The sequence below is a fragment of the Agrobacterium larrymoorei genome (assembly GCF_013322225.1).
GTDB lineage: Bacteria > Pseudomonadota > Alphaproteobacteria > Rhizobiales > Rhizobiaceae > Agrobacterium > Agrobacterium larrymoorei_A.
On sequence record NZ_JAAMFB010000003.1, the window covers coordinates 195853 to 221293 of the forward strand.

A 25441-nucleotide genomic window follows, 5' to 3' on the forward strand; every position below is an offset into this window, starting at 1 on the left:
TCCAAGGAACGATTTTGCCACCCATGGGTTTGGTAATCATGACGCCAAACAAAGAGAGGAGTTGCATCATGGTACATCATGAACCCCAGGCCGGACAGGATCCCTACGTCAAAGATACGCCTAGCTTCATTGCCAGCGATAAGGTCGAAGGCACGAATGTCTACGGTGCGGATGGCAAAAAGATAGGTTCGATCCAGCGCATCATCCTCGAAAAACTTGGCGGTCGCGTTGCCTACGCCGTTCTCAGCTTCGGCGGCTTCTTGGGTATCGGCGACGAATACTATCCCCTACCTTGGGAAAAGCTTCGCTATGACGAGGAGCTTGACGGCTACAGGGTAGATCTGACGAAGGAGCAGCTCGAAAACGCTCCGCGTTATACCGACCGTGAGGACGACACGTATTTTGGTCGAGATGACCGGAAGGTCTATGATTATTATGGCGTCCCGCCATACTGGATGTAGTCGAACAAAGGTGCGGCCCCGAAAGGGGCCGTTTCTTTATGTCGTGATTTAGAAGATTAGTGAGGTCTGTTGAGCCTGGCTTCGGATACCGCCTCCTCGAAGCACCGTCTGGCCTCTTCCGCACTTTTGCGGCCATCGAGCGCCGCGCGGCAGGCACTTCTAGCCCGAACAAAGTTTAGACCGCGTTGATGTGGCCAATTATCGGTGAGAAGGACCAAAGCATCGAAGGGCCCGGCGACTACATTGCTGGTATTTCTGTCGACATTTACTTCGACAGGCTCTGTCCATACAGTCTGTTTCATCGAATACCTCCCTGATAACCCATGTCAACGGACTGGCCATCGACATGGTTCCCGATCAGGGAGATTATTCGCAACATGCGGCCATTGCAACCTAAAAGTTTATCAGCGAAATCCAAAGAACGACAGAATTGCCAGCACGATGACGACGAGGCCGACGATGTAGATGATCTGGTTCATGGTTGTTCCCTCCATGTAGAGCGGCTTGCGGCCGCCCGATGTTGAAATCATCGATATTCACCGTAACGTGAACATGCTCACGAAGTTCCATGCCGCCCGGATTTTTCGTTGCGCGCAACGGGATTGCGCCCCCTTCGATCATACGGGTGAAAGGGTAAATTGCACGACATCTATCCGGTCAGTGCGAAAGCCCGCGGCGCAATAGTGCAGATAATACTGCCACATCCGGCGAAAACGCTCATCGAAACCCAGCGGCTCTATCCGTTCCCAGTTTGCGATAAAGGCGCGATCCCACAACATAAGCGTGCGGTCGTAATCTTTCCCGAAACGCAGTTCGTCCGTAACAGTCATGTTTGCCCTTAAGGCTGCTTCCCGGAAAGCGGTTATGGATGGCAACATCCCACCGGGGAAAATGTAGGTCTGGATGAAGTCGGCATTACGTCTGTACTCATCGAAACGCGCCTCATCGATGGTGATGACCTGGACGACCGCCTTGCCGTTTGGAGCAAGAAGCTCGCGCACGCGCTGGAAATAGGTCGGCCAGTTTTCTTCGCCCACGGCCTCGAACATCTCGATGGAAACAATCTTGGAGAATTGTCCCTTGCAGTCGCGGTAGTCTTCAAGGCGGATATCGGAGCGGGCCGAAAGATCAGCCTTGGCAAGCCTGTTGCGGGCAAAACTCGCCTGTTCGTGCGAAAGAGTGAGCCCGGTTACACGGCAGCCGGTCTTGGCCATGGCATATTCGGCAAAGCCGCCCCAGCCGCAGCCGATTTCCAACACATGGTCGTCAGGACCGATATTCAGTTCCTCAACGATCCGGTCGTACTTCGCGTTCTGCGCTTCAGCCAGCGTTTCTCCCGGACGCGTGAACAGCGCGGAGGAATAGGTCATCGTCTCGTCCAGCCACGCACGATAGAAGCTGTTGCCGAGATCGTAGTGGAAGGCGATGTTGCGGCGGCTTCCAGCCTTGGAGTTGCGGCGAAGACGGTGACGTAGATAGTCTATCGCTGCCAACAGGCGCGAGGGTTCTGAAAGCGAAAGCCAGTTGTGTTCGTTGGCAAGCGCGACTTCAATCAGCGTCGAAATATCCGGGCTGTCCCAATCGCCATCCATGTAGGCACGGGCAAATCCCATATTGCCGCCGGTCAGAAGACGCCGGACCAGACGCCCGCGATTGATCGAGATCACGCCGTGCGGTCCGGGCTCTGACCCCTGCAACACATATTCCTGACCGCCGGGAAATACGAGCGTAAGCCGCCCATGTGTCAGCCCGCTCAGGCGGCGGCAGATCATGCGTTGCCACAGAGGCGCACCGTGAAGGAGAAACGGACGCGTTTCCTGGTCAGCGTGGCTCATTGTGGATGCCTCCCATGGTTGTGGCGTTGGCCGGAACGGAACTCGCAATACGGCTCGTTGCTGCCTTGTGCCGGTAAAGTGGATTACCCTTCACCCAAAGAATAAGGGCTTCCCAGTGAATGGCGCCCATGATTTTAAGCGTCATCAGCGGGTGAGAAAGAAATGATTTGGCCAGCGCGCTGTCGGTCAGCGGGCTGCGTTTGCCAGAAAAGGATGCAAACAGAAGGTCGCCCTCCGCATCCCGCTCGTTGATGGCGATCTGCACTGCCTCGTCGGGCGGCTGGATGCGAAAATCATAGGTGCAGTCCATAGGCACGAAAGGAGAGACATACATCTCCTTGCCGCAGGAGTGGCGGACCGTCTTCGCCTCGGCATCCGGCGTTGGAATGATATAGGTGTGGCGTTCGTGGAAGGTGTTGCACACCTCGTAGAGAATGGCGACCAGCCGGTCGTCGTCCGTCCGGTCGTGGCAGAAGTAGACCGTCAGCGGATTGAACACATAGCCGAAAATGCGCGGATAACAGAGCATCTCCACCCGCAGGTCTTCGGTCTTGAGTTCGATACCCGCATCACGCAACCGTGTGCCGCACCAGTCCTTCAGTCCACCCTTTTCGCCGAGGCCATGGTCCTTGTCGTGAAAGCTGAAGACGGCAAAACGATTATGCGAAAACAGCCGCAGCGTCGCATCCATCAACGGCAATTCATCCAGATCGAGCAGGAGCGAGAAGACGCGATAGTTCAGTTTGTGCGCACGCGGGCGGTGGCGCGCATGCACCACCTTTCCGGCATAGATCGCGGAGCGCAACGTCATCAGACGCGCTCCTCTACCGGGGTCAGAAAAATGCGACCGGACTCGTCTTCAACATTCCAAGGCCGTTTCACGCCACCAAGCGCTTCGGCCACTGCCAGACCAGACTGAATGCCGTCCTCATGAAAGCCGCTGCCGAAATGCGCGCCGCAGAACCATGTATTGCGCCGTCCCTGTAATGACCAGAGGCTTTTCTGCGCCGCCACCGCCTTAGCGTCGAACAGCGGGTGGGCATAGTCGAACGTCTGGATCAGCTTGGCCGGATCAATGGGGCGCGATGGATTGAGTGTCACAAACAGCGGTGTGGTGGAATCTATGTGCTGTAGCCTGTTCATCCAATAGGTCACGCACAGCTGTTCACTACCCTTAGCATCAGGCTCGCTCAGGTAATTCCAGCTGGACCAGACGGCCTTGCGGTTCGGCATCAGTGTCTCGTCGCTGTGCAGAACGGCTGCGTTGCGGGTATAGCCGAAAGCACCGAGAAGCACGGCCTCCTGTTGATCCGCATCGGAAAGCAGCGCCAGTGCCTGATCGGCATGGGTTGCGATGACGATATCGTCGAACATCATGAGATGCCCGGCGCGATCCAGTACTTTGACGCCTTCGTCGGTCCGCTTTATGCCGGAAATGCGGCTGTTGAGAATAACGGTGCCGCGAAACCCTGTCATGATGCGGGAGATATATTCCCGGCTACCATTTTTGACGGTACGCCATTGCGGGCGGCCCGATAGCTGAACCAAACCGTGGTTGACGAAGAAGCGGATGAAGGCCTGCAACGGATAATCGCGCATGTCCTTGGCCGTCATCGACCAGATGGCAGCACCCATCGGCAACAGGTGATCATCCACGAAACCGGCGGAATATTGATTGCGATCCAGATAATCGCCAAGGCTTATCCCTTGCAGTGCCGGATCGGTGAGCAAATCCGGAGCGATCTTATAGAAGCGCATGATATCGCGCACCATCGACCAGAAGCGGGGGCGCAGCAGGTTTGATTTCTGGCCTAAAAGACCGCCAAGGCCCGAGCCCGAATATTCCAGCTTTCCGCCATGCAGCGAAGCGGCGAAGGACATCTCCGTTGCCAGCGTCGGCACGCCTAAGTGTTCGAAAAGCGCCACGAGGTTGGGATAGTTCTTTTCATTATAGACGATGAAGCCCGTATCGACGGCAATAGACTTGTGGCCCGGTCTTTCCACCGTCACCGTATTGGCGTGCCCCCCGAGGCGGCTGTCGGCTTCGAACAGCGTCACATCGGCGGACTTGTCCAGAAGCCAGGCGGCAGACAAACCCGAAATGCCGGAGCCGATGACGGCAACCTTGCGACGTGTCTGCTCCTGTTTTGTCCGCGCCGAAATATCCATGCCGTTAAGGTCCATCTTACTCATGTCGGACTTTACGCACCATAAAGCGAAACGGATTTCGCATCAGCGAAAATTTTGTCACTTGGCGGACTTTCGGTGATCCACTGGAAATATCGACGCGTAATCGAGGTCATGACGATAAACGTTTCCATAGCCACGGCGTCGTGCCACTATATGAGCAACAACGGTAAGAAGCCTGTTGCTCGGAAATCGCTTGGGAGCGAGGTAAAGCCTATCCGCATGGGTGAAACGGTCCAGAAGAATATCGAGGTCGAACTTCCCGACCTTCTGAAAGCCATTGCGTCGGAACGAAGCGTTGAGGCATTCGAGACGGTCTTCCGGCATTTCGGGCCACGCGTGCGGATCTATATGTTACGGCAGGTGCGCGATGCACAGGCCGCCGAGGAACTGATGCAGGAAACCATGATGACGGTCTGGAACAAGGCCGCCCTCTTCGATCCGGCCCGGGGCAATGTCTCGGCCTGGATTTTCAGAATAGCCCGAAACCTAAGAATCGATGCGCATCGCCGCGACAAGCGCCCGGAATTCGATATCAACGATCCGGCCTTCGTGGCCGATGATGCGCCGACCGCGGATGCACAGATGGAGGAGGTTCAGGATGCCGAGCGCCTGCACCGCGCACTGGCGGAATTGCCGCCCGAGCAGCGTGATCTGTTGAAGCGCTCCTTTTTCGAGGAAAAATCCCATAGCGTGATTGCGCAGCAGCTTGGCCTGCCCATCGGTACGGTCAAATCGCGCATCCGGTTGGCCTTTGCAAAACTCCGTACCGCTCTGGAGTCGCGCACATGAACATCCGCCACCACATGAGCGATGAATTGCTGCTGGATTATGCATCCGGTAGCCTGGCTGAAAGCTGGAGCTTGGCTGTCGCCACGCATCTGGCGCTGTGCCCGTCCTGCAGAAAGCGCCTCGCAGCCATGGAGATGGCGGGCGGCGCGCTTCTAAGCGAGATTGGCCCAGCCGAAGAGGTTTCCGACGATCAATGGCAATCGATGAAGGCGCGTCTTCGTGAAACGCCATCGCCGAAACCAGCAATTGCGCCGTCTTCTGACATCAGGACGTCCGTCCTGCCCGAACCGCTTCGTTCCTACGCGGGCGGCGACGTAGATAAACTGAAGTGGAAACCGCTCGGCCCCGGCGCCTACCATTTCCCCATTCCGACGCGCGATGGTGAAGCGCAGGTTCGCCTGCTCCGCATCCCGGCGGGCAAGCCGGTGCCGGAACACACCCATGGCGGCCGCGAACTCACCGTTGTCCTTTCCGGCTGCTTCCGCGATGGCGACGATGTTTTCCACCGCGGCGATTTCGAAGAGGCCGATGAGGACCTGACCCACCAGCCCGTGGCGGGTGAGGGGGAAGACTGCATCTGTCTCGCGGTCACGGACGCACCGCTCAAGTTCAAAAGCTGGATCGTGCGGCTGGTGCAGCCGGTTTTAGGGATTTGAGGGGCGATGTTCGTTCTCCACGCTCCCTCATTCCTGTCCTTGTGACAGGAATCCAGCCAGCCCAAGTCATTGGGCTAAAAAGACCAATTTTGCCTCGCAGACGCGAACCAGCTGGATTCCTGTGACAGGCACGGGGATGAAGGCGGTGAAGAAGGAAACACATATGATGCAACTCCTCATCGCCTACATCACCACAGCCATTGTCTTCTTCGGCATTGACTTCATCTGGCTGTCGAAACTCGCGGTCAACTTCTACAAGCGGGAGATCGGCGGCCTGATGCTGGCGAAGCCCAACTTCGTCGCAGCCGGTATCTTCTACCTCTTCTACATCGCCGGTATCGTCTATTTCGCCGTTGCGCCCGCTCTGCGGGATGGAAGTGCCGGTGAAGCACTCCTTTCCGGCGCCATCTTCGGTTTCCTCGCCTATGGCACCTACGACATGACCAACCTCTCGACCCTGAAAGGCTGGACATGGCGTCTTTGCGTGGTGGATATCATCTGGGGCACGGTGCTGACCGGCGGTGCCGCCATTGCTGGCTTCTTCCTCACTCAGGCCTTCATCTGAACGGCGTCAACCATGCCGCACCATTTTGCGTGATAGTCCGATAATCCCGCAAGCGGCTCTACCGGATGGTAAGACTGACGTGGTGCATGGCGGGTTGCGAGAAGCGCTGCGCCCAGCGCCGTGCCGGAAGGGCTTTTTCCATCCGCCACCAGAACCTCCGTACCCGTCACGGCAGCCAGTGCGCCCGCGTACACAAGGTTCCCCGCAAACGGCCCTTCGATGATGACAGGTCCGGAATTCCCTACCAGATCGAGGCATGTGGCCGTCATCATCGCCGCATAGAGGCAAGCCGCGACATACCGCTCTGCATCACCCCTCGGCGCATTCAGCCAGCGCCCGGCTTTCCCCGGAAAAGGCCCCGAACCATCGACTGCGCTCGGAAGATAGATGATCCCATCCGTCACGACACGCTCAAACGCCCGCTCAAGCGCATCCGGCGAGATCTGACCAATGCCAGCGGTCAATATTTCGAACTCGCGCCCGCCCATGAAGCGGGCCGAAGGCACCGGCTTGCCGAAAGCATCCACATTGACCAGCGTATCGCGTGCCGGGTCCAGCTTTTCCAGCGAAGCGCCAACCCCGAAACAGACGACCCATGTTCCGGTGGAAACGACGGCAAAGGAGCCTTCCCGCACCATCAGATGCGGCAGCAGCGATGCATTGGAATCATGCAGGCCGCAATAGACCGGCATATCGCTGCCAATCCCGATCCTCCCTGCAATCTCCGGCAAGACCGGCCCGAGCATATCGAAAGCCGACCGTACCTGCGGGAACAGCCCGTCGATGCCCAGCCGCTTCGGCAGGCTCGAAAACACGCCCGCATCCGGCCTCCAGAGATCCGTATGGCACCCGAGCGACGTGGCCTCAACGGCTTTGACGCCGGTTAGCCGATAGGCCCAATATTGCGGATAGGTGAGAATGGCTGAGACATGCGCAAAGGCATCGTGAAAAGCGTTCTTCTGATAATGCAACTGTGCGCCGAGATTGAGCCCGATGGGCAGACCCGGTGAATAGGTCTCGCGAAAGGCTGGCCGCAATTCGGCATAATTCTTCTGAATATCCAGCGGGTAGGCGTGCTCGTAATCCAGAACCGGCAGCGCCAGCGCGCCCGCAGCATCGATCAGCGCGGCACTCGCACCATGGGTCGTGATCGAAATCGCCTGATAGCCGGGCACTTTCGAGCAAGCAGTCAGCCCTTCCAGAATGAAATTCCAAAGAGCGTCTATATCGTAATGCGGGTAGGGCGGGTCGCTCAGGACCCGGTTGGCGGTTCTGCGGGATGCAAGCTCCTCGCCGCTTGCGCCATCCACCACGATCAGCTTGGCGTGCGTCTTGCCGATATCGATGACGGCGACATTATGGATTTGTGCATTCATGGCAGGTGAAACAGCGTGACGAGATCGGTCGCGACCGGGGAATTGTCCGGGTTGCTTTCCATGATGTCGGCCATGTGCGCCCACCAGCGTTTCATCACCGGATGCTCCGGCAGCGCCGCCATGCCGTGGTTCTTTGGGCGGGTCAGCACGCCGAAGAGAATATTGGTTTCCGGGTCCAGATGGATGGAATAATCGCTCACCCCCGCCTCATGGAGCAGCGCCACCAGTTCCGGCCAAATCTCGTCATGCCGCTTTTTGTACTCGGCCTGCCTGCCCGCAAAGAGCTTCATCTTGAAGGCATGTTTCTCAAGTTCCGGCATGATTTACCTCATGGCCCGCAGGCGGCGAACGACGATTGGAATGGCGATGGTGATGATCAGAAGCAGGCCGACGAAGATCGACATGACGATGCCCGGCACGTTGAGAAGCCCCAGCCCGAAGGTCACAAGCCCCATCACGAAGGCGGCAATCACCACGCCGCCAATGGTGCCGGAACCGCCAAGGATCGATACGCCCCCCAGCACCACCATCGTCACCACTTCCAGTTCCCACCCTTGCGCAATGGAAGGCCGGGTGGAGCCGAGGCGCGAGGTGAGGCAGACGGCGGCAATGCCGCTCATCAGACCCGTCAGCAAAAACAGGATGAACTTCACGCGCTCCACCGGAATGCCGGAAAAGCGGGCGGCAAACGGGTTGTTGCCGATGACATAGACCTGCCGCCCGAAATTCGTCACGTGCAGCATGATCGCGAATATTACGGCCATGACCACGAACAGAACGAATTCGAAGGAAATGACCCAGAACACATAACCCTGCCCGAAGTAAGCGAAATCCGCCGGATATTTCCCGTAAGCCTGATCGCCCAGCACCATATAGGAAATGCCGCGAAACAGGCTCATCGTGCCGATGGTGACAACGATGGAGGGCAGTTTCAGCCCGGCCACGAGAAAGCCGTTGAACGCACCACAGGCAAGCCCGACGCCTATGCCGATGGCGACCAGTCCCGGCGTTCCCACCCCCATCTGCACCGCATAGCCCATAGCGGTGGAGGCAAGCGCGATGATGGCCGCCACCGAAAGATCGATTTCCCCGGCGATGATCAAAAGTGCCATGGCAAAGGCGATCAACGCCTTTTCGGTAAAGTTGAAGGTCGCGTCGGAAAGATTGAAGGCGTTGAGAAAGTAAGGCGAGGCAAAGGAATTGACGATGAAGATCAGGATCGCGACGCCCAGCAACAGCACTTCCCAGCTTGCCATCACACGGCGGAAAGGCGTGCCGAGCTTGTCGGGAATGATGCGGGCGGTCGTCTGCGTTTCAGGGTGCACCATGCTCATGCCGCGGCCTCCTTCGTCTCTTCGGTGGCCGCTCTATCGCGCAGAATGATGCGGCCCTTCTTCGCTTCGGCCCGCGCATTGAACACCACGGCCAGCACGATGACGACGCCGGAAATCGCCATCTGCGCAAAGGGCGAAATGCCGATCACCGGCAGCGCATTCTTGATGACGCCGAGGAACAGCGCGCCCAGCACCGCCCCCAGAACCGAGCCGATGCCACCCGCAATCGAAATGCCGCCGATCACATTCGCCGCGACACTATCCAGCTCGAACCCGGCTGCGATATCCACATAGGCCACCGCATAGCGCGAAACCCAGAGATAGCTCGCAAGCCCGGCCAGCGCGCCAGACAGCACGAAGGCCAGAAAGCGCGTGCGCCCCACATCGATACCCGCATAAACAGCCGCACTCGGATTGCCGCCAGACGCATAGGCCGAGCGCCCGAAGGAGGTGCGGCTCAAAACCAGCCAGGCACCCGCAATGATGAGGATCGCGACCCAGGACAGCACCGGTATCCCAAGAATCGGCGTTCGCGGCACGTTGAGAAAGGTCGGCGACATCTGGTGTGCATTCACCCATGCCCCGCCGGAGAGAACGAAGGCCATGCCGCGATAGATCGTCAGCGTTCCCAACGTCACCACGATGGACGGCAGGCCAAGCCACCAGACGAGAATACCGTTGATGGACCCGAGAAGCGCGCCGATGGCAACCGCCATCACGATCAGGAAGGGCAGGGGAATGCCGGGAAAGGCGGCATTCGTCATCGCCACCGCTATGCCTGTAAAGGCGAGATTGGCGGCAACGGAAAGATCGATGGATTTCGTCAGGATCACCGTCATCTGGCCCAGCGCCAGAATGATGAGGATTGACGTATCGTTGAAGATATTGACGAGATTGGCCGGGCGCTCGAAGCCCGGAGAGCGCAGCGAAAAGCCGATGATCAAAAGGACGATGATGCCTGCCAGCAGCCATTCGCGGTTCTTCAAAAGTGTCTTCATGGCTAGACCTCCCTCACGCATTGCCCGTGGCGGCGCGCACCAGCTTTTCCGGTGAAAATTCCGCCCGCTCGAACGTGCCCGCCATCAGCCCTTCGCGCATAACGATGGCGCGGTCGGACATGCCGAGAATTTCCGGCAGTTCGGATGAAATCATGATGATCGACAGCCCCTCCGCCGCCAGTTCGCTGATGAAACCATGGACGGCAGCCTTGGAGCCAATATCGATACCCTTGGTCGGCTCGTCCAGAATGATCACCTTCGGCTGCGTTGCCAGCCATTTGCCGATCACCACCTTCTGCTGGTTGCCGCCAGACAGCGTGCCCACCGGCACGGAAAGCGCAGCGGCGCGAAGATCGAGCCGCGAGGCATATTTGCGCGCTAGCGCAAACTCATTGGCCGCTTTCAGAAAGCCTTTCCGCGATGTACGTGCCAGCGAAGGCAGCGACATGTTCTGATAAATAGGCATTTCCAGCGCCAGCCCATGACGCCCGCGCTCTTCCGGCACATAGACGATGCCCGCCCGGATCGCGTCTTCCGGCGAGCGGATGGAAATCGTCTGCCCGTCCAGCGTCAGCGTGCCGGAGGCTGGCCGGGTGATGCCGAACAGCGACTGGCAAAGCTCCGAGCGCCCCGCACCGATCAGCCCGTAAAGCCCCAGAATTTCCCCCTTGCGCAGATCGAGCGAAATGCCACGAAACTCGGTATCATGGCTGTAATCGCGGATCGAGAGCACAGTGCCGCCAATGTTCACGCTCTGCTTGGGGAAGGCATCCTTCACATCGCGGCCCACCATCAGCCGCACGATCTCGTCCTGCGGCGTGGCGGCAAGCTCGCCCGCACCGACCATGCGACCATCACGGAAGACGGCATAATTCTCGGCAATCTCATAAACTTCATCGAATTTGTGACTGATGAACAGGATCGCCTTGCCCTGTCGTTTCAGGTTTTCGACAATGCGGAACAGGTCATCGATTTCCTTGCGAGACAGCGCCGCCGTCGGCTCGTCCATGATGACGATGCGCGCTTCCACGGATAGCGCGCGCGCAATCGCCACCAGATGCCGCTGCGCAATCGACAGGTCTTTAAGCCGAATGGTCGGATCGATCTTGCTTTCCAGCCGCTCCAGCAACGACCGCGATTTCTCGTTGATCGTCTTCCAGTCGATCAGCCCGAGCCTGCCCTTCGGCGCATGGCCGAGGAATATGTTTTCGCCGACAGACAATTCATCGAACAGCACCGTCTCCTGATGGATCGCCGTCACACCTGCATCGATGGCATCCTGCGCGCTGTGAAAACTCACCGGCTGCCCGTCCAGCAGGATCTCGCCCTCATTGGGCCGGTAAATGCCCGTCAGGATTTTGACCAGAGTGGATTTTCCCGCGCCGTTTTCGCCGATCAAGGCGGTAACCTTGCCGGGATAAAGCCGGATGTCGACGCCATCCAGCGCCTTGACGCCGGGGAATATCTGGCTGATGCCGCGCATTTCCAGAATGGGAGCTGAACTTCCCATTGCCTGTGCGTAAGGCGCTGTCGCGTCGGTCATTTGTTCTACAGCCATCGTCATTTTCAGAAATCCAGAGGCTCACTTTGGAGTAGGTGAAGCCCACACACTCGACGTCATCCTCGGGCTTGACCCGAGGATCCATCCCCGTATCCACAGCTGCGACGTCAGTGGATCCTCGGGTCAAGCCCGAGGATGACGTCGAGTGTTGGGTGAAGGAGAGTGCCTCATCAACGCGGTCAGTGAGGCACTCGTTAGCAATCAGAAAATCTTCGAGAACTGATCGATGTTCTTCGCATCGTAAACGAACGGATCAGCCATGGCCGCTTCGCTGTTTTCACCGACCTTGATCTTGCCCATGCGACCGGCTTCGATTTCCGAGCCCGGCTTGCCATCGGCATCGCCCTTCACGAGATGATAGGCGATCTGGGTGGCGGAGTAGCCGAGGTCGATCGGGTTCCAGATGGCGAATTCCTTCGTCGCACCGGACTTGATCGCCCCCGCCATTTCGGAAGGAAGCCCCAGACCCGTCACGAAGACCTGACCGATCTTGCCCGCATCCTTAACTGCCTGAGAGGCGGCCAGAACGCCGACTGTGGTTGGTGCAACGATGACCTTCACATTCGGCTGCGAGGTGAGAAGACCCTGCGCTTCGCGGTAGCTCTTGTCGGCCAGATCGTCACCGTAAACCGTGGTCACCAAGTTGAGGCCGGGGAAGTCCTTCAACTGCTTCTTCATCTCATCGATCCAGATATTCTGGTTCGTAGACGTGGTGGTGGCAGACAGGATGGCGAAATCACCCTTGCCGCCTTCCAGATGGTCTGCTGCAAGCTGCAGGCACATCTTGCCGATCAGGGCATTGGAAGAAGGGTTGAGCTGAAGAATACGGCCCTCAGGCGCTACGCCCGAATCCCAGGAAATCACCTTGATGCCGCGCTGTGCGGCCTTCTTCAGGGCAGGCACCACCGCATCCGGGTCGTTGGCGGAAATGGCAATCGCATCCACACCTTGAGCGATCAGCGAATTGATCACTTCGATCTGGCCTTCGGCGGTGGTGGTGGTCGGGCCGGTATAGATGATTTCTACGCCGCCGAGCTCCTTCGCCGCTTCCTGCGCGCCCTTATTGGCCGCCTCGAAGAAGCCGTTGCCGAGCGATTTCACGACCAGAGCGATCTTGATGTCTTTGGCCTGCGCCACGCCGCCGAAACCGGCAACGCCCATGGCAACACTAAGGGCCAGCGCTTGTGTCAATTTTCTGCGTGTAAGTTTCATTCCCTTTTCCTCCCGTTTGAAACTTCACCGCCCGGCGCTCCTCATGCGACCGAAGCGGAATCCTCCTCTGTCGGCGGTCTTCCCGCCTGCGAAGCTGTCGCCCCGGCAATGACCAGCGTCACGCCAGCGGCCTCCACCATGCGCGCCGCCTCGTCTGAAATATCGTCATCGGTAATGATGGTCGAAACCGTTTCCAGTGGTGTCAGGATGAGGCTCGAGCGTTTGCGAAACTTGGAGCTGTCGATCATCACGATCAGCTCTTCCGCCTGCCGCATCAGTTTCTGTTCGCTCTGGATCACCAGCGCATCCGATTCCATGATGCCGAGCGCACCCACACCCTGCGCACCGATGAAGATGCGCCGCGCATAGAAATTGCGGATCGCGTCATTCTCGAAGGGTGAAAGGATCAGGCTCTGGTCGCGATAGATCGCCCCGCCCGGAACACTGACATTGCACTTGGAATGCTTCACCAGATGTTCGGCAATCGCAAAGGAATTGGTCATCACCTGCAAGCGCCGTGCAGACATGTAATGCACCATCTGGAACGTCGTCGTGCCGCCATTGATAATGATGGCGTCACCCTCTTCGCAAAGGTCAACCGCCTTGCGTGCAATTGCGCGTTTCTTGTCGATATTGACCGATTCCGACACGCGGAACGGGCGTGCCGCGAGATTTCCCAGTTGCGGCGGGTGCACCGCTTCGGCCCCACCACGCACGCGGCGCAGCTTTCCCTGAACGTGCAGAGACGCGATATCGCGCCGGATCGTCGCCTCGGACGCATCCGTCAATTCGGCAATATCCTGCACCGTCACCACAGGCTTTTCCTGTACGGCGCTTAGGATAATGCGATGGCGTTCACTCTCGTGCATGGGGTCCTCCTGCTCGCAATCTTTCGCAAACTTCTTATGTTGTCAATCAAGAACGAGCAAATTGTTTAATATTGCGCCGCACAATGAAAATTTATGATCGTTTATGATTGACATTGCGCTTTTGAATGCGCGATACCTGCACGCCAAGGGAGGCGGATTCATTCGAAATCCGCAGCAATCGATGTGGGAGGATATCGCGATGGGACAATCCCGTCTTCTCGAAAACCGCTGGGATGATGCTTACGCGGCAAAGCTGGATGAGCCGGGAAAGCTGCTCTATCGCTCCAACCTGCTGGGCGCGGACAAGCGCATCACCAATTACGGCGGCGGCAACACCTCGGCGAAAGTGCTGGAAACCGATCCGCTGACGGGCGAAAAAGTCCGCGTCATGTGGGTCAAGGGTTCCGGCGGCGATGTCGGCACCATCAAGCTGGATGGTTTCGCCACGCTCTACATGGAAAAGCTGGAAGCGCTGAAGGGCATCTACAAGGGTGTGGAAGATGAAGACCGCATGGTCGGTTTCCTGCCCCATTGCACCTTCAATCTCAATCCGCGCGCCGCCTCCATCGATACGCCTTTGCACGGTTTCGTGCCTTTCGATCATGTCGATCACATGCACCCGGACGCGATCATCGCAATCGCCGCCTCGAAGAATTCGAAGGAACTCACGCAACAGATTTTCGGTGACGACATCGGCTGGCTGCCCTGGCGTCGCCCCGGCTTCCAGCTGGGTCTCGATCTCGAAGCCTTCGTGAAAGCCAACCCCAACGCCAAGGGCGTCGTTCTGGAAAGCCACGGCCTCTTCACCTGGGATAATGACGCGAAAAAGTGCTACGAACTGACGCTCGCCATCATCAACAAGGCCATCGAGTGGTTCGCCCGGGAAACCGAAGGCAAAACCATCTTCGGCGGCGCAGTCGCCAAGACCCTGGCCGCTGAAGAACGCCGTGCCATCGCCGCCCGCCTGATGCCGGAAATCCGTGGCCGCATTGGCCGCGATGAGCGCAAGCTCGGCCATTTCGATGATCAGGATGCCGTGCTGGAATTCGTCAACTCCGCGCAGTTGAAACCGCTAGGTAGCCTCGGCACCTCCTGCCCGGACCACTTTCTGCGCACCAAAATCCGCCCGCTGATCCTCGATCTCAACACATCCAAGCCGGATGTGGACGCGCTGCTCGCCGGTCTGGACAAGGCGCTGGAGGATTACCGCGCCGATTACACCCGTTATTACGAGACCTGCAAACACGATAATTCGCCAAAAATCCGCGATCCTAATCCCGTCATCTTCCTCATCCCCGGCGTCGGCATGTTCTCCTTCGCCAAGGACAAGGCGACGGCCCGCATCGCTGGAGAATTTTACGTCAACGCCATCAACGTCATGCGCGGTGCCTCCACCGTGTCCGAATATCAGGGCCTTCCCGAACAGGAAGCTTTCGATATCGAATACTGGCTCCTGGAAGAAGCGAAGCTTCAGCGTATGCCGAAGCCCAAGAGCCTTGCAGGCCGTGTTGCCTTCATTACCGGCGGTGCCGGTGGCATCGGTCGCGCCACGGCGGAGCGCTTGGCAAGCGAAGGCGCCTGCGTCGTGCTGGCAGATATCGATGAGGGCGCTTTGGAAACGACGAAGGGCGATTTCGAGAAGCGTTTCAGCACCGATGCAGTCCGCACCGTGAAGCTGGACGTGACCAAGGAAGACGCGGTTCTTGTCGCATTCACCGAGGCCAGCGTCGAATTCGGCGGCGTCGATATCCTCGTCTCCAACGCAGGCATTGCCTCATCCGCGCCAGTGGAAGACACCACGCTTGCCATGTGGAACAAGAATATCGACATTCTGGCCACCGGCTATTTCCTCGTCTCGCGCGAAGCCTTTCGCCTGTTCCGCCGCCAGAAGCTCGGTGGCAACGTCGTCTTCGTCGCTTCCAAGAATGGCCTTGCCTCTTCGCCCAACGCATCGGCCTATTGCACGGCAAAGGCTGCGGAAATCCATCTTGCCCGCTGCCTCGCACTGGAAGGCGCAGACGCCGGCATCCGCGTCAACACGGTCAACCCTGATGCGGTTCTGCGTGGCTCGAAAATCTGGAATGGCGAGTGGCGCGAACAACGGGCGGCATCGTCCAAGATCGAGGTGGACGATCTCGAGGAACATTACCGCAAGCGCTCCATGCTGAAGCTGAACGTGTTCCCGGAGGATATAGCGGAGGCGATCTACTTCCTGGCCTCGGATGTCTCGGCGAAATCTACCGGCAATATTATCAATGTCGATGCGGGGAATGCGCAGAGCTTTACGCGGTGAGTAAAAGAGGGCGGAGACCATTCCTCCACCCGTCATCCTCGGGCTTGACCCGAGGATCCATCCGAGCCCACCCAATCCATCAGTAGTGGATCCTCGGGTCAAGCCCGAGGATGACGGCGGAGGGGAGTGAGTGTCTACTTACGCAGAATAACCCAAATCGCATGAATGATCCCCGGCAGATAACCGCACAGCGTCAAAAGAATATTGAGCCAGAAATGAAGACCGAGGCCCACCTGCAAAAACACGCCGACAGGCGGCAGGATGATGGCGAGAAGAATGCGAATGACGTCCACGATTGATAATCCCGTCTGATTGTTACCGTGCCAGTAACGTGAAGAGGGCGGGAATGGTTCAATGACAGCGTGGAGCAAAGGGAGGAAGAGATGACGGAATTGAGGATTGCGGCGGATATCGTCGCCCACGAAAACGAAAAGCGTGAAAAGGCCCACAGCGCGGATTACGCGGCGCTCGGCGAACACCTGTCCCGCCGCAACATCGATATCGATGCGATCACGCGCAAAGTCTCAGAATTCTTCGTCGCGGTCCCGTCCTGGGGTGTCGGTACCGGCGGCACGCGCTTTGCCCGCTTCCCCGGCAAGGGCGAACCGCGCGGCATTTTCGACAAGCTGGATGATTGCGCCGTCATCAACCAGCTAACCTCTGCCACGCCCACCGTCTCGCTCCATATTCCATGGGACAAGCAAGACCCGGCACGCCTCAAGTCGCACGCAAGCGCTCTCGGCCTCGGCTTCGACGCCATGAACTCCAATACCTTCTCGGACAGCGCAGACCAGAAGCATTCCTACAAATACGGCTCGCTCAGCCACACCGATGCTGCCACTCGTCAACAGGCCGTCGAACACAACATCGAATGCATCGAAATCGGGAATGCGTTGGGCTCGAAAGCGCTGACGGTATGGATCGGTGATGGCTCCAACTTCCCCGGCCAGAGCAATTTCACCAAAAGCTTCGAGCGCTACCTCGATGGCATGGCGCAAATCTACAAGGCCCTGCCGGATGATTGGCGCATCTTCTCTGAACACAAGATGTACGAGCCAGCCTTTTATTCGACCGTGGTGCAGGATTGGGGCACGAACTACCTCATCGCCAACACGCTCGGCGAAAAGGCTTTCTGCCTTGTCGATCTCGGCCACCACGCACCGAACACGAACATCGAAATGATCGTCGCCCGCCTCATCCAGTTCGGCAAACTAGGCGGCTTCCATTTCAACGACAGTAAATATGGTGACGACGATCTGGACGCGGGCGCCATCGAGCCCTACCGCCTCTTCCTCGTCTTCAACGAACTGGTAGATGCGGAGCATCGCGGCGTAAAGGGCTTCCACCCGGCCCACATGATCGACCAGTCTCATAATGTGACCGACCCTATCGAAAGCCTGATCTCCAGCGCCAACGAAATCCGCCGCGCCTACGCTCAAGCCCTGCTGGTGGACCGCACCGCGCTGGAAGGCTTCCAGCAGGAAAACGACGCCCTGATGGCATCCGACACGCTGAAGCGCGCTTACCGCACTGATGTAGAGCCCATCCTCGTTGAGGCCCGAAAACGCGCGGGCGCCGCCATCGACCCAATCGCCACCTACCGAGCCAGCGGCTACCGCGCCAAGGTCGCTTCGGAGCGCCCGGAATCCAAGGCTGGCGGCGGCGGCATCATCTGACGTTTGTGCTTGAAACGTTAACAAATGAAGGCGCATCCCATGCGCCTTCACCAATTTGTAACCAAATATATCCGCCAGTAAGATTGTGAGTTTCGCCCCACCATCTCCACATTCACGTCTATGTTAGCGGAGCATGAGAAAGCCGATAGACAAAGCCGGACTGATCTTCGTCGCACTCCTCTGCGTGCTGGTAGGCCTCGTCCTCTCCATCGTACTCTTCGACGATAAAATTCAGCTCGCGCCGCAGACTCAGGATGGCTCGCTGATACCGAGGACCACGGTTCAGCCGCAGCAATAATGCACCATTTTGCATTTATTTCGCGTGACGGCTCAGCCGATATTGTGGCTGTGGATTATCAGTTGGTATTGAGAACGACGACTGTGCGCCAAAGGATCGACTAAACATGCGAATGGTTTCTGCTGTAGCATTGTTTTTAAGCGCGACATTTTTTTATAGCGCGGCAGCGGCTGATGAAAGTTACCGAAAAGAGCGTGTAAACCGCACGGTCATGAGCGGTATCAGAACCAAAATCGGCCAGCATTATCATATCAATAACGACTGCACTCCAGCGCAGATGCCGCCGACTGTTGTCATTCAGTCCCCAGCCCATGGTAAAATAGAAATCGTGAAAGAAAAAATCTTTCCCAAATCGAATGGACCGCTTGCCCGATGCGGCTCCGTTAAGGTGCCGGGTCTGGCAGGTTATTACACGTCGAAGCCGGGGTTCGCTGGCAAGGACCAGTTTACCCTGCGCGCGCCTGTTGGTGATGGAAAGATCGCTGACACGACCATCATCGTCAACGTTTTGAAGTAGGTTCAAAGCCCGCAACAGCTGGGCACGTGCTTGCGTAGACTGGGAAAATGGTGCCGCTTACGTGACTCGAACACGTGACCCCGTCATTACGAATGACGTGCTCTACCAACTGAGCTAAAGCGGCCTGGCTGTTGCGCCGAATTAGGCTTCGGCGCGGCGTATGGCGGGCTGATACAGCCATTGACGGAGGATTTCAAGTGTTCAAAACGAGTTCTTGAAATTTTCCCCGTCTGCTGGCTCGTCCAGACACTTTACAGATTGAGCAGGCGGGCTTTTGCGCTTTGATATTCTGCAGCCAGTCTGTCCACAAGCGCAGAGACCGGCTCGACGGCCTTCACTGCGCCCACGCCCTGGCCTGCGCCCCAGATGTCCTTCCAGGCTTTTGCGCCGGTGGCCGCCGCTGTAAAATCCATCTTGGAGGGATCTGCAACGGGCAGGTTGTCCGGGTCCATGCCTGAGGCGGTGATGGAGGCTTTGAGGTAGTTGCCGTGGACACCGGTGAAATAGTTTGAATAAACGATGTCGCCCGCCTGTGCGTCAACGATGGCTTGCTTATAGGCCTCGGTCGCGCGTGCTTCCTTGGTGGCGATGAAGGGTGAGCCGATATAGGCCATGTCCGCGCCCATGGCCTGCGCCGCGAGGATCGATCCGCCATTGGCAATCGCACCTGCCAGAAGCAGCGGGCCGTCGAACCATTCGCGGATTTCCTGCACCAGCGCAAAAGGAGACAGCGTTCCCGCGTGGCCGCCAGCCCCGGTCGCAACCGCGATCAAGCCGTCTGCACCCTTGCGGATGGCGGAGTTGGCGTGGCGGTTGTTGATGACGTCATGCAGCACGATGCCGCCATAGGAGTGGATGGCCGCGTTGACTTCCGGCACCGCACCCAGCGATGAAATCACGATAGGCACCTTGTATTTCACGCAAAGACCGAGATCATGCTCCAGCCGCTTGTTGGACATATGCACGATCTGGTTTACGGCAAAGGGTGCAGCGGGACGATCCGGGTTTGCTGCACTATGCGCGGCCAGTTCTTCGGTCATCATCGCCAGCCATTCGTCCAGCTGGCTTTCCGGGCGTGCGTTGAGGGCAGGGAACGCGCCGACAACGCCCGCCTTGCACTGCGCCAGCGTCAATTCGGGGTGCGAAATGATGAACAGCGGTGATGCGATGACCGGCAGACGGAGATTGTCCTTGAGGATGGACGGCAGCATGGTTCCTCCCATGAAGTTTACGTTTACGCGCACGTAAGATGTAACGAAGCCCGCAACACTTGAAAAGGGAAAAGAGCGTTGATTCCGGTGGAGCGATCACGCAAACCCCTAACCCTTCGAAATGGCCTGCTTTTGCACGCTCGCGCCATAGTCGTGACGTTTTCCCCAAGCCAATCTGCGCTTTGAAAACAACGTGGCTTGCGGTTGATGCCCCAAGTCGTTACCGAATCGTAAATGGACTGGCGCCGAGAGGCAAGCTTTTGCTGGGAATGGAAAAGGACCGGGTGTGAGCGGACTGGAAACGGCAATCAGAAATGCCCTCGAAAAATCGGACAGATCGAATGCCGAAGTGCGCGCGCGCATCTATCAGTCCTCCCGACAGGCGCTGGAAGCGGGCCTGAGCAAGCAGGGGATAGATGATCCGGCTGTCGTTGGCCAGCAGCGGCAACGGCTTGAGACCCTCATTCACACCATCGAAACGGAGGAGCGAAACCGCCTGCTGGATGTTGTGGAAGACCACGTACGGCGGGAGGCGGCGAGGGCACCACAGGCCGCGCCGCTACCGCAACACGGCCAGCGTCCGGCTGATGTTGGAGTTGCCCCATCCGTTTCGGCCGATCCCCGTTTTGATGATGAAGACGCTTCCATTCCGGTCGAAGCAGAAGTGCGCGGCGAAATGCGCGGTAACGCCGCCGCTCTTCCCGATACAAAGGTTGCTCCGCCAGTAGGCGATTTGCGCGCTGAGCGCACCGGTGCGGGGGTGCGGGACCGGACCTCTTCCGCCGGTCCCTCCGTCGATGCCGCTTCGCTGGCCTTCAAGCCGGAACGCGCGGCCAAGGGCAGGCGCAAACGCGGCATTATAACCCGGCTATTCATGTGGTTCACGCTGCTGGCATTCGTCAGCGTCGGCGGTTGGTGGATCTACAGCTCCGGCATCCTGCTGTCCCCGGCTGAGCGTGATACCAGCGTGCCGAACCCGCCGCCACAGGTGCAGGCGGAAGATTTTACAGGCAATGAGCCAACCGTGGAGGCCGGTCGCGGCTTTTCCGACGCGTGGGAAGAGGTCTTCAATGCCGAAGCAGGGACTAACGGCCCTCAGCCGGGTTCTCTTGGCGGTTTGGAAGAAATCACTACGGCAGGCGGCAAGGGTGTGAAGATCACCTCACGCAGTGCCGAAGACGGCGGGAATGTCGCGATTGCGGTGCCGGTGGACGTGTTGCGTGAAATGGCAGGCAAATCCTCCACCATCTCGATTACCATGCAATCAGCCAGCGACCGACCCACGCAGGTCTCCGTTGCCTGCGATTTCGGAAGCCTTGGTGCCTGTGCCCGTCATCGCTTCACTGCCACGCAGGAACGCGCAGATATGCTGATCAACGTCTCTTTTGATCGGTCCATGGCGCCCAATGCGCCCGGACGCATCCTGATCAACAGCGATATCGATGGCACGGGCCGCCCGATCAATCTCTACTCGGTGCGCATTCTGCCGGGCGAGTGATCGTTTGCTCAAGGCGTTTCCGCTTTTTCTTGAAACGCGTCAGCGCTCTAAGACTTAAGCGTTTTCGCCGCCCAGCTCTCCACTGCGCTGTCGCGAAGCTCGCGGATATTCGCCACGCCGTCCCGCTCCAGAATGCGTGATAGACCGCGAACGATGGTGCCGGGCAGGCCGGGGCCTTCATAGACCATGCAGGAGTAGAGCTGCACGAGATCGGCACCGGCCTTGATCTTTTCCAGTGCCGTTTCCGCGGAAGACACGCCGCCGACGCCGATGATCGGCAGGTCGGGGCCGACGCGCTTGCGTATCTTCGCAAGCACCGTTGTCGACAGGTCGAACAAAGGCTTGCCGGAAAGCCCGCCGGTTTCATGGTTGCTTCGTCCAGGCCGCAACCCATCACGAGAGAGGGTGGTATTGGAGACGATCAGACCGTCCAGCCGGTGTAACAACACCTCCGCAGCGATGTCATCAAGGCCCTCTTCGGTAAGGTCGGGGGCGATCTTGAGAAAGACCGGAATATGCCGGTTCAGCTTTTCCGCCTCGCGGTCCCGTTGCGCAAGAGTGGCGCTCAAAAGTGCCGAAAGACTGTCACGCGCTTGCAGATCACGCAGGCCGGGCGTGTTCGGGGATGAGATATTGGCTGTGAAATAGGAGGCGACCGATGAGAATGTCTCGATACCCTTTACATAGTCGGCAATCCGGTCGTCACTATCCTTGTTCGCACCGATATTGACGCCGACGATGCCACGCAGACCAGCGGAGATGAGGCGTGAAAGTGCTGCCGCATGTCCTTCATTGTTGAAACCGAGACGGTTGATGACAGCCTCGTTTTCCACCAGCCGGAAAATGCGCGGCTTGGGATTGCCGGACTGGGCGCGTGGCGTCACCGTTCCGATTTCGGTAAATCCGAAACCAAGCTTCAGCAGCGGGCCGGGAACTTCCGCATTCTTGTCATAGCCTGCCGCCATGCCGAGTGGATTGGGAAAAACAAGACCGGCGACAGTCTGTTGCAGGCGCGGATCGTGCGGAACGTGACAGGTGGGAATGAAACCGCTGCGGAGCGCCGTGATCGACATGCCATGGGCGACTTCCGGGTCAAGAAGAAACAGGCCGCGTCGACCGAGGGAGGAAAAAATTCCGTTCATGTTCAAATCTCCGGAAACTGGTGCGCGCCGTCTTCATTCAGCGTCAGGGGCGTTTCCCAAAGCACGGCGTCGACTGGTAATTCGTCATAAAGGTGCGGGAAAAGGTCGCCGCCACGAGAGGGCTCGAACACCAGCTTATCGCTCAGGACGCTGCCATCGACTGCAATCAGCAGCAAATCTTCCTGGCCGGTGAAATGGCGCGCCGCCGTTTCCTTGACCTGATCGGCCGTCGAGAAGTGAATGTAGCCATCTGTCAGGTCGATTGCCGCACCTTTGAAGACGCCGGCGTCGCGCGCCTTCTGCCAAAGGGTACGAGGCACGATCTTGTATATGACGGGCGTTTCGTTGGCGGCTGGCGTTTCACTCATGCGGCGTCTCCTTCATGTGCGGGCGGTGTGCCGTAAATGGCCTTCATTGTCCATCGCTTCACACAGATTTTTGCGTCTAAACCCCCATCTCGGCGAGGCAAGAGCGATCTAGTGCTTGTATTGGGCGGGATTTAGAGCAATCTTTTGTTGAAGAAACGGCTTCGACGCCGTCATGACGATGAGGCATACATGAAATGCTCTTGGGAGGGGGCGCGGCATGTCAGAACTCACTATCATCATAGCAGATGACCATCCGCTGTTCCGCGGTGCGCTTAAACAAGCCGTCACACGGCTCGAAGGGCAGACCAGCATCATTGAAGCGGGAGATTTCGAAACGGCGCGAAATGCAGCGGTTGCGCAGCCTGACGCAGACCTGATGCTGCTTGATCTTGCGATGCCCGGCGTCAGCGGTTTTTCAGGACTGATGGCACTCAGGGCGGAATTTGCCAGCCTTCCCATTGTCATCGTTTCCGCAACGGATGATCCGGCAACCATGCGCCGTGCAATCGATCTGGGTGCCTCCGGCTTTATATCCAAGTCATCCGGGATAGAAGACATTCGCGCCGGAATAGAACGCGTTCTCGAAGGTGATGTGTGGATACCCGCCGCCTGTCAATCCAGCCGTGATCAGGATGCCGATGTGTCCGATCTCATCAGCAGGCTCAGAACGCTGACACCCCAGCAAAGCCGCGTGCTCGGCATGTTGGGCGAGGGGCTGCTAAATAAGCAGATCGCCTACGAATTGAATGTTTCGGAAGCCACCGTCAAGGCGCATGTGTCGGCCATTTTGCTGAAGCTGAACGTGGACAGCAGGACGCAGGCGGTGATCCAGCTTTCCAAACTCAATCTACCGGCGATGGTCGCATGAATTGAGCGACCCGTCACACTTGCGTACCTCACATTAACTTAAAAGAATAAGGATTTTATTCCTTTTTTGTTCTTTACTCCCGCAGGGAGTTTGTCTAAATTCAAGCATCTGCTGAAAGAGCTTGCAAAGGTTGCGGCTCCATCCGGACGTTAACCATGCTGTCACACGATAATATCTGGAGCGCAATCGACACGCTTGCAGACCGCAATCAGTTGACGCCTTCCGGGCTGGCGCGGAAAGCGGGGCTGGATCCGACCTCGTTCAACAAATCCAAGCGTCTGGGGCCGGATGGTCGCCAGCGCTGGCCTTCGACCGAATCCGTCGCAAAGGTGCTCGAGGCAACCGGCGCCACCGTCGATCAGTTTTTCGGTTACGCCATGGAGCGGGTAGGCAAAAGCACCTTGCCCGAGGGTAATTTTCCGCCGCAAGGCGGCTCCATACCTTTGCTCGGTTTTGCGCAGGCGGGTTCCGGCGGCTTTTTCGATGACGGTGGTTTTCCGGCGGGGCAGGGTTGGGACATCGTGGATTTTCCCGCCTCTCCCGCCAACAAGGTTGGCGTTTATGCGCTTGAAGTTCAGGGCGAGAGCATGATGCCGCTTTACAGGGATGGCGATGTGCTGATCGTGGAGCCGGGCGCTCAGGTGCGGCGCGGCGATCGTGTCGTCGTTAAAAGCCGCGATGGCGAGGTCATGGCGAAAGTGCTGGCTCGCCAGACGGCCAAGACCATCGAACTCTTTTCGCTCAACCCCGACCATCCCAACCGCAGTTTCGATCTCTCCGACGTCGAGTGGGTCGCCCGTATCATCTGGGCAAGCCAGTAATCGGTAATCTTTTCCGTCCGTGCTTTTTCCTTGTCAAAACAGTCCATAGGGGAAATAGCGCCGGTAAATCTCCTCAAGACGTCCATTGCGAGACAGGGCCGCAAGTGCCTGGTCGAAAGCCGGGACCAAGCGGTTTTCCGCATCTACGGTCATGATGGACAGGCCCTCACCGAGAAAACGGTCGGACATGTAGGGACCATCGAACATGGTGCAGCAATTATCGGATGCGGTTCCCGCGACCCAGAACGGAAGACGCAGCCCATCCGCAAAAACCGCATCGATCCTGCCGGATTTCAGCGCGTCGTACATCGGCTCATAACCATCGAAGCCGTTGATCGCTACGTTGGGGAAAAATGCCTTCAGCATTGCCTCATGGCGGGAGCGAGTGATCACACCGACTTTCCTGCCGGAAAGCACTGCGGCCGATTGTCCGTCCAGATTCGTCGATTTGTTGACCGCGAAACGCGCGGGCAAGAGCAGATAGGGGCGTGTGAAGCTGAAGCTTTTCCGCAAATCCGAACTTGACGCGATGCCAGACATGACAGCTTCGCCTTCACCCATTTCGAGCGCGCCTTCAAGCTCGTCGAATGGCAAAGCCTGCACCTGACATTTGCTCTCGATTTTCAGCTGTGCGCAAATTTCCCGTGCCAGATCGACATGGAATCCGACGAGACGGCCATCCTGATCGGTGAAGTTGAAAGGCGGGAAATCCACCGACATGAGAAAGCGCACGCGCGGCACAGACGATAAATCCGCGCCGGGCAACCGCTCCTGGGCATCGAAAAGAACAGGCAGCCGACCATTATCGACGGGCTGCTGAGCGCGTCCAGCCATGCTCCAAAAAAGTATTGTGCAAAATGTAGCTGTAAAAATACCCCAAATTTTAAGGGATGCAACTAAAGG

At 58.0% G+C, this 25441-nt stretch carries 28 protein-coding genes and 1 tRNA gene; 11 read left to right on the top strand and 18 right to left on the bottom strand.

Going from position 1 to position 25441, the window contains the following annotated elements; all coding sequences use genetic code 11:
- Nucleotides 1–68: 68 nt before the first annotated feature.
- Complete coding sequence (locus tag G6L28_RS01365; RefSeq protein ID WP_174061977.1) at nucleotides 69–461, top strand: PRC-barrel domain-containing protein; 393 nt, start codon at nucleotides 69–71, stop codon at nucleotides 459–461.
- A gap of 56 nt (nucleotides 462–517) precedes the next feature.
- On the opposite strand, the gene G6L28_RS01370 is transcribed toward G6L28_RS01365, so the two are convergent.
- From G6L28_RS01370 to G6L28_RS01385, 5 genes are all read right to left on the bottom strand, one after another.
- Complete coding sequence (locus tag G6L28_RS01370) at nucleotides 518–763, bottom strand: DUF982 domain-containing protein (protein ID WP_174061978.1); 246 nt, start codon at nucleotides 761–763, stop codon at nucleotides 518–520.
- Between the two features lie 102 nt (nucleotides 764–865).
- Nucleotides 866–991 (bottom strand): hypothetical protein, encoded by a 126-nt coding sequence (locus tag G6L28_RS23025; protein ID WP_272955831.1) that lies wholly within the window; start codon nucleotides 989–991, stop codon nucleotides 866–868.
- Between the two features lie 87 nt (nucleotides 992–1078).
- The gene (locus G6L28_RS01375) at nucleotides 1079–2296 is read right to left on the bottom strand and encodes an SAM-dependent methyltransferase (RefSeq protein ID WP_174061979.1); all 1218 of its coding nucleotides are present in this window, start codon (nucleotides 2294–2296) and stop codon (nucleotides 1079–1081) included.
- Nucleotides 2283–3107 (bottom strand): DUF1365 domain-containing protein, encoded by an 825-nt coding sequence (locus G6L28_RS01380; protein ID WP_174061980.1) that lies wholly within the window; start codon nucleotides 3105–3107, stop codon nucleotides 2283–2285. The genes G6L28_RS01375 and G6L28_RS01380 overlap by 14 nt, the downstream gene beginning before the upstream one ends.
- Nucleotides 3107–4480, bottom strand: a complete 1374-nt coding sequence (locus tag G6L28_RS01385; RefSeq protein ID WP_234902431.1) for an NAD(P)/FAD-dependent oxidoreductase — start codon at nucleotides 4478–4480, stop codon at nucleotides 3107–3109. The genes G6L28_RS01380 and G6L28_RS01385 overlap by 1 nt, the downstream gene beginning before the upstream one ends.
- A gap of 81 nt (nucleotides 4481–4561) precedes the next feature.
- On the opposite strand from G6L28_RS01385, the gene G6L28_RS01390 reads away from it, so the two are divergent.
- From G6L28_RS01390 to G6L28_RS01400, 3 genes are all read left to right on the top strand, one after another.
- Nucleotides 4562–5275 (top strand): sigma-70 family RNA polymerase sigma factor, encoded by a 714-nt coding sequence (locus G6L28_RS01390; RefSeq protein ID WP_337795680.1) that lies wholly within the window; start codon nucleotides 4562–4564, stop codon nucleotides 5273–5275.
- Nucleotides 5272–5931 (top strand): ChrR family anti-sigma-E factor, encoded by a 660-nt coding sequence (locus tag G6L28_RS01395; RefSeq protein ID WP_174061981.1) that lies wholly within the window; start codon nucleotides 5272–5274, stop codon nucleotides 5929–5931. The genes G6L28_RS01390 and G6L28_RS01395 overlap by 4 nt, the downstream gene beginning before the upstream one ends.
- A 163-nt stretch (nucleotides 5932–6094) precedes the next feature.
- On the top strand, nucleotides 6095–6496 hold the full coding sequence (locus G6L28_RS01400) for a DUF2177 family protein (protein ID WP_337795683.1): 402 nt from the start codon (nucleotides 6095–6097) through the stop codon (nucleotides 6494–6496).
- Here the strand turns inward: G6L28_RS01400 and G6L28_RS01405 are convergent.
- The 7 genes from G6L28_RS01405 to G6L28_RS01435 all read right to left on the bottom strand — a co-directional run bounded on the left by G6L28_RS01405 (nucleotide 6481) and on the right by G6L28_RS01435 (nucleotide 13846).
- Entirely contained in the window at nucleotides 6481–7872 is a 1392-nt protein-coding gene (locus G6L28_RS01405; protein WP_174061982.1) for an FGGY-family carbohydrate kinase, read from the bottom strand. The two genes, G6L28_RS01400 and G6L28_RS01405, sit on opposite strands and share 16 nt — an antisense overlap.
- Nucleotides 7869–8192 carry an L-rhamnose mutarotase gene (gene rhaM, locus G6L28_RS01410; protein WP_027675999.1) on the bottom strand — a complete coding sequence of 108 codons (324 nt, stop codon included), beginning with the start codon at nucleotides 8190–8192 and terminating at the stop codon, nucleotides 7869–7871. Before rhaM ends, G6L28_RS01405 begins: the two co-directional genes overlap by 4 nt.
- Nucleotides 8193–8195: 3 nt before the next feature.
- Nucleotides 8196–9206: an ABC transporter permease gene (locus G6L28_RS01415; protein ID WP_425292641.1), complete on the bottom strand. Its 1011-nt coding sequence runs from the start codon at nucleotides 9204–9206 to the stop codon at nucleotides 8196–8198.
- A complete protein-coding gene (locus tag G6L28_RS01420) occupies nucleotides 9203–10204 on the bottom strand; it encodes an ABC transporter permease (RefSeq protein WP_174061983.1) in 1002 nt (333 codons plus the stop codon). The genes G6L28_RS01415 and G6L28_RS01420 overlap by 4 nt, the downstream gene beginning before the upstream one ends.
- Before the next feature lie 13 nt (nucleotides 10205–10217).
- Nucleotides 10218–11747 (bottom strand): sugar ABC transporter ATP-binding protein, encoded by a 1530-nt coding sequence (locus G6L28_RS01425; RefSeq protein WP_174062038.1) that lies wholly within the window; start codon nucleotides 11745–11747, stop codon nucleotides 10218–10220.
- A gap of 219 nt (nucleotides 11748–11966) precedes the next feature.
- Nucleotides 11967–12977, bottom strand: a complete 1011-nt coding sequence (rhaS, locus tag G6L28_RS01430) for a rhamnose ABC transporter substrate-binding protein (protein WP_174061984.1) — start codon at nucleotides 12975–12977, stop codon at nucleotides 11967–11969.
- 41 nt (nucleotides 12978–13018) lie between these two features.
- Entirely contained in the window at nucleotides 13019–13846 is an 828-nt protein-coding gene (locus tag G6L28_RS01435; protein WP_174061985.1) for a DeoR/GlpR family DNA-binding transcription regulator, read from the bottom strand.
- 199 nt (nucleotides 13847–14045) lie between these two features.
- On the opposite strand from G6L28_RS01435, the gene G6L28_RS01440 reads away from it, so the two are divergent.
- Nucleotides 14046–16139 (top strand): bifunctional rhamnulose-1-phosphate aldolase/short-chain dehydrogenase, encoded by a 2094-nt coding sequence (locus G6L28_RS01440; protein WP_174061986.1) that lies wholly within the window; start codon nucleotides 14046–14048, stop codon nucleotides 16137–16139.
- A gap of 134 nt (nucleotides 16140–16273) precedes the next feature.
- Here the strand turns inward: G6L28_RS01440 and G6L28_RS01445 are convergent, their stop codons facing one another.
- Entirely contained in the window at nucleotides 16274–16432 is a 159-nt protein-coding gene (locus G6L28_RS01445) for a YqaE/Pmp3 family membrane protein (RefSeq protein WP_037171141.1), read from the bottom strand.
- Nucleotides 16433–16522: 90 nt separating this feature from the next.
- Between G6L28_RS01445 and rhaI the strand changes: the two genes are divergently transcribed.
- The 3 genes from rhaI (at nucleotide 16523) to G6L28_RS01460 (ending at nucleotide 18630) form a co-directional block, all read left to right on the top strand.
- Nucleotides 16523–17815, top strand: a complete 1293-nt coding sequence (gene rhaI, locus G6L28_RS01450; RefSeq protein ID WP_174061987.1) for an L-rhamnose catabolism isomerase — start codon at nucleotides 16523–16525, stop codon at nucleotides 17813–17815.
- Between the two features lie 133 nt (nucleotides 17816–17948).
- On the top strand, nucleotides 17949–18113 hold the full coding sequence (locus tag G6L28_RS01455; protein ID WP_174061988.1) for a hypothetical protein: 165 nt from the start codon (nucleotides 17949–17951) through the stop codon (nucleotides 18111–18113).
- A 106-nt stretch (nucleotides 18114–18219) separates the two neighbouring features.
- Entirely contained in the window at nucleotides 18220–18630 is a 411-nt protein-coding gene (locus tag G6L28_RS01460; RefSeq protein WP_234902421.1) for a hypothetical protein, read from the top strand.
- Between the two features lie 48 nt (nucleotides 18631–18678).
- On the opposite strand, the gene G6L28_RS01465 is transcribed toward G6L28_RS01460, so the two are convergent.
- Both G6L28_RS01465 and G6L28_RS01470 read right to left on the bottom strand, forming a co-directional pair.
- A tRNA-Thr gene (locus tag G6L28_RS01465) sits at nucleotides 18679–18754 on the bottom strand.
- A gap of 127 nt (nucleotides 18755–18881) precedes the next feature.
- Complete coding sequence (locus tag G6L28_RS01470) at nucleotides 18882–19841, bottom strand: NAD(P)H-dependent flavin oxidoreductase (RefSeq protein ID WP_174061990.1); 960 nt, start codon at nucleotides 19839–19841, stop codon at nucleotides 18882–18884.
- A gap of 286 nt (nucleotides 19842–20127) precedes the next feature.
- On the opposite strand from G6L28_RS01470, the gene G6L28_RS01475 reads away from it, so the two are divergent.
- Entirely contained in the window at nucleotides 20128–21339 is a 1212-nt protein-coding gene (locus tag G6L28_RS01475) for a hypothetical protein (protein ID WP_174061991.1), read from the top strand.
- A gap of 47 nt (nucleotides 21340–21386) precedes the next feature.
- On the opposite strand, the gene G6L28_RS01480 is transcribed toward G6L28_RS01475, so the two are convergent.
- Nucleotides 21387–22481 (bottom strand): quinone-dependent dihydroorotate dehydrogenase, encoded by a 1095-nt coding sequence (locus G6L28_RS01480; protein ID WP_174061992.1) that lies wholly within the window; start codon nucleotides 22479–22481, stop codon nucleotides 21387–21389.
- Between the two features lie 2 nt (nucleotides 22482–22483).
- Entirely contained in the window at nucleotides 22484–22849 is a 366-nt protein-coding gene (locus tag G6L28_RS01485) for a DUF952 domain-containing protein (RefSeq protein ID WP_174061993.1), read from the bottom strand.
- A gap of 217 nt (nucleotides 22850–23066) precedes the next feature.
- Between G6L28_RS01485 and G6L28_RS01490 the strand changes: the two genes are divergently transcribed.
- Entirely contained in the window at nucleotides 23067–23717 is a 651-nt protein-coding gene (locus G6L28_RS01490) for a response regulator (RefSeq protein ID WP_174061994.1), read from the top strand.
- A 155-nt stretch (nucleotides 23718–23872) separates the two neighbouring features.
- Complete coding sequence (locus G6L28_RS01495) at nucleotides 23873–24538, top strand: S24 family peptidase (RefSeq protein ID WP_174061995.1); 666 nt, start codon at nucleotides 23873–23875, stop codon at nucleotides 24536–24538.
- 33 nt (nucleotides 24539–24571) lie between these two features.
- Here G6L28_RS01495 and G6L28_RS01500 read toward each other — a convergent pair whose 3' ends face one another.
- On the bottom strand, nucleotides 24572–25333 hold the full coding sequence (locus G6L28_RS01500) for a transporter substrate-binding domain-containing protein (RefSeq protein WP_174062039.1): 762 nt from the start codon (nucleotides 25331–25333) through the stop codon (nucleotides 24572–24574).
- Nucleotides 25334–25441 lie beyond the last annotated feature (108 nt).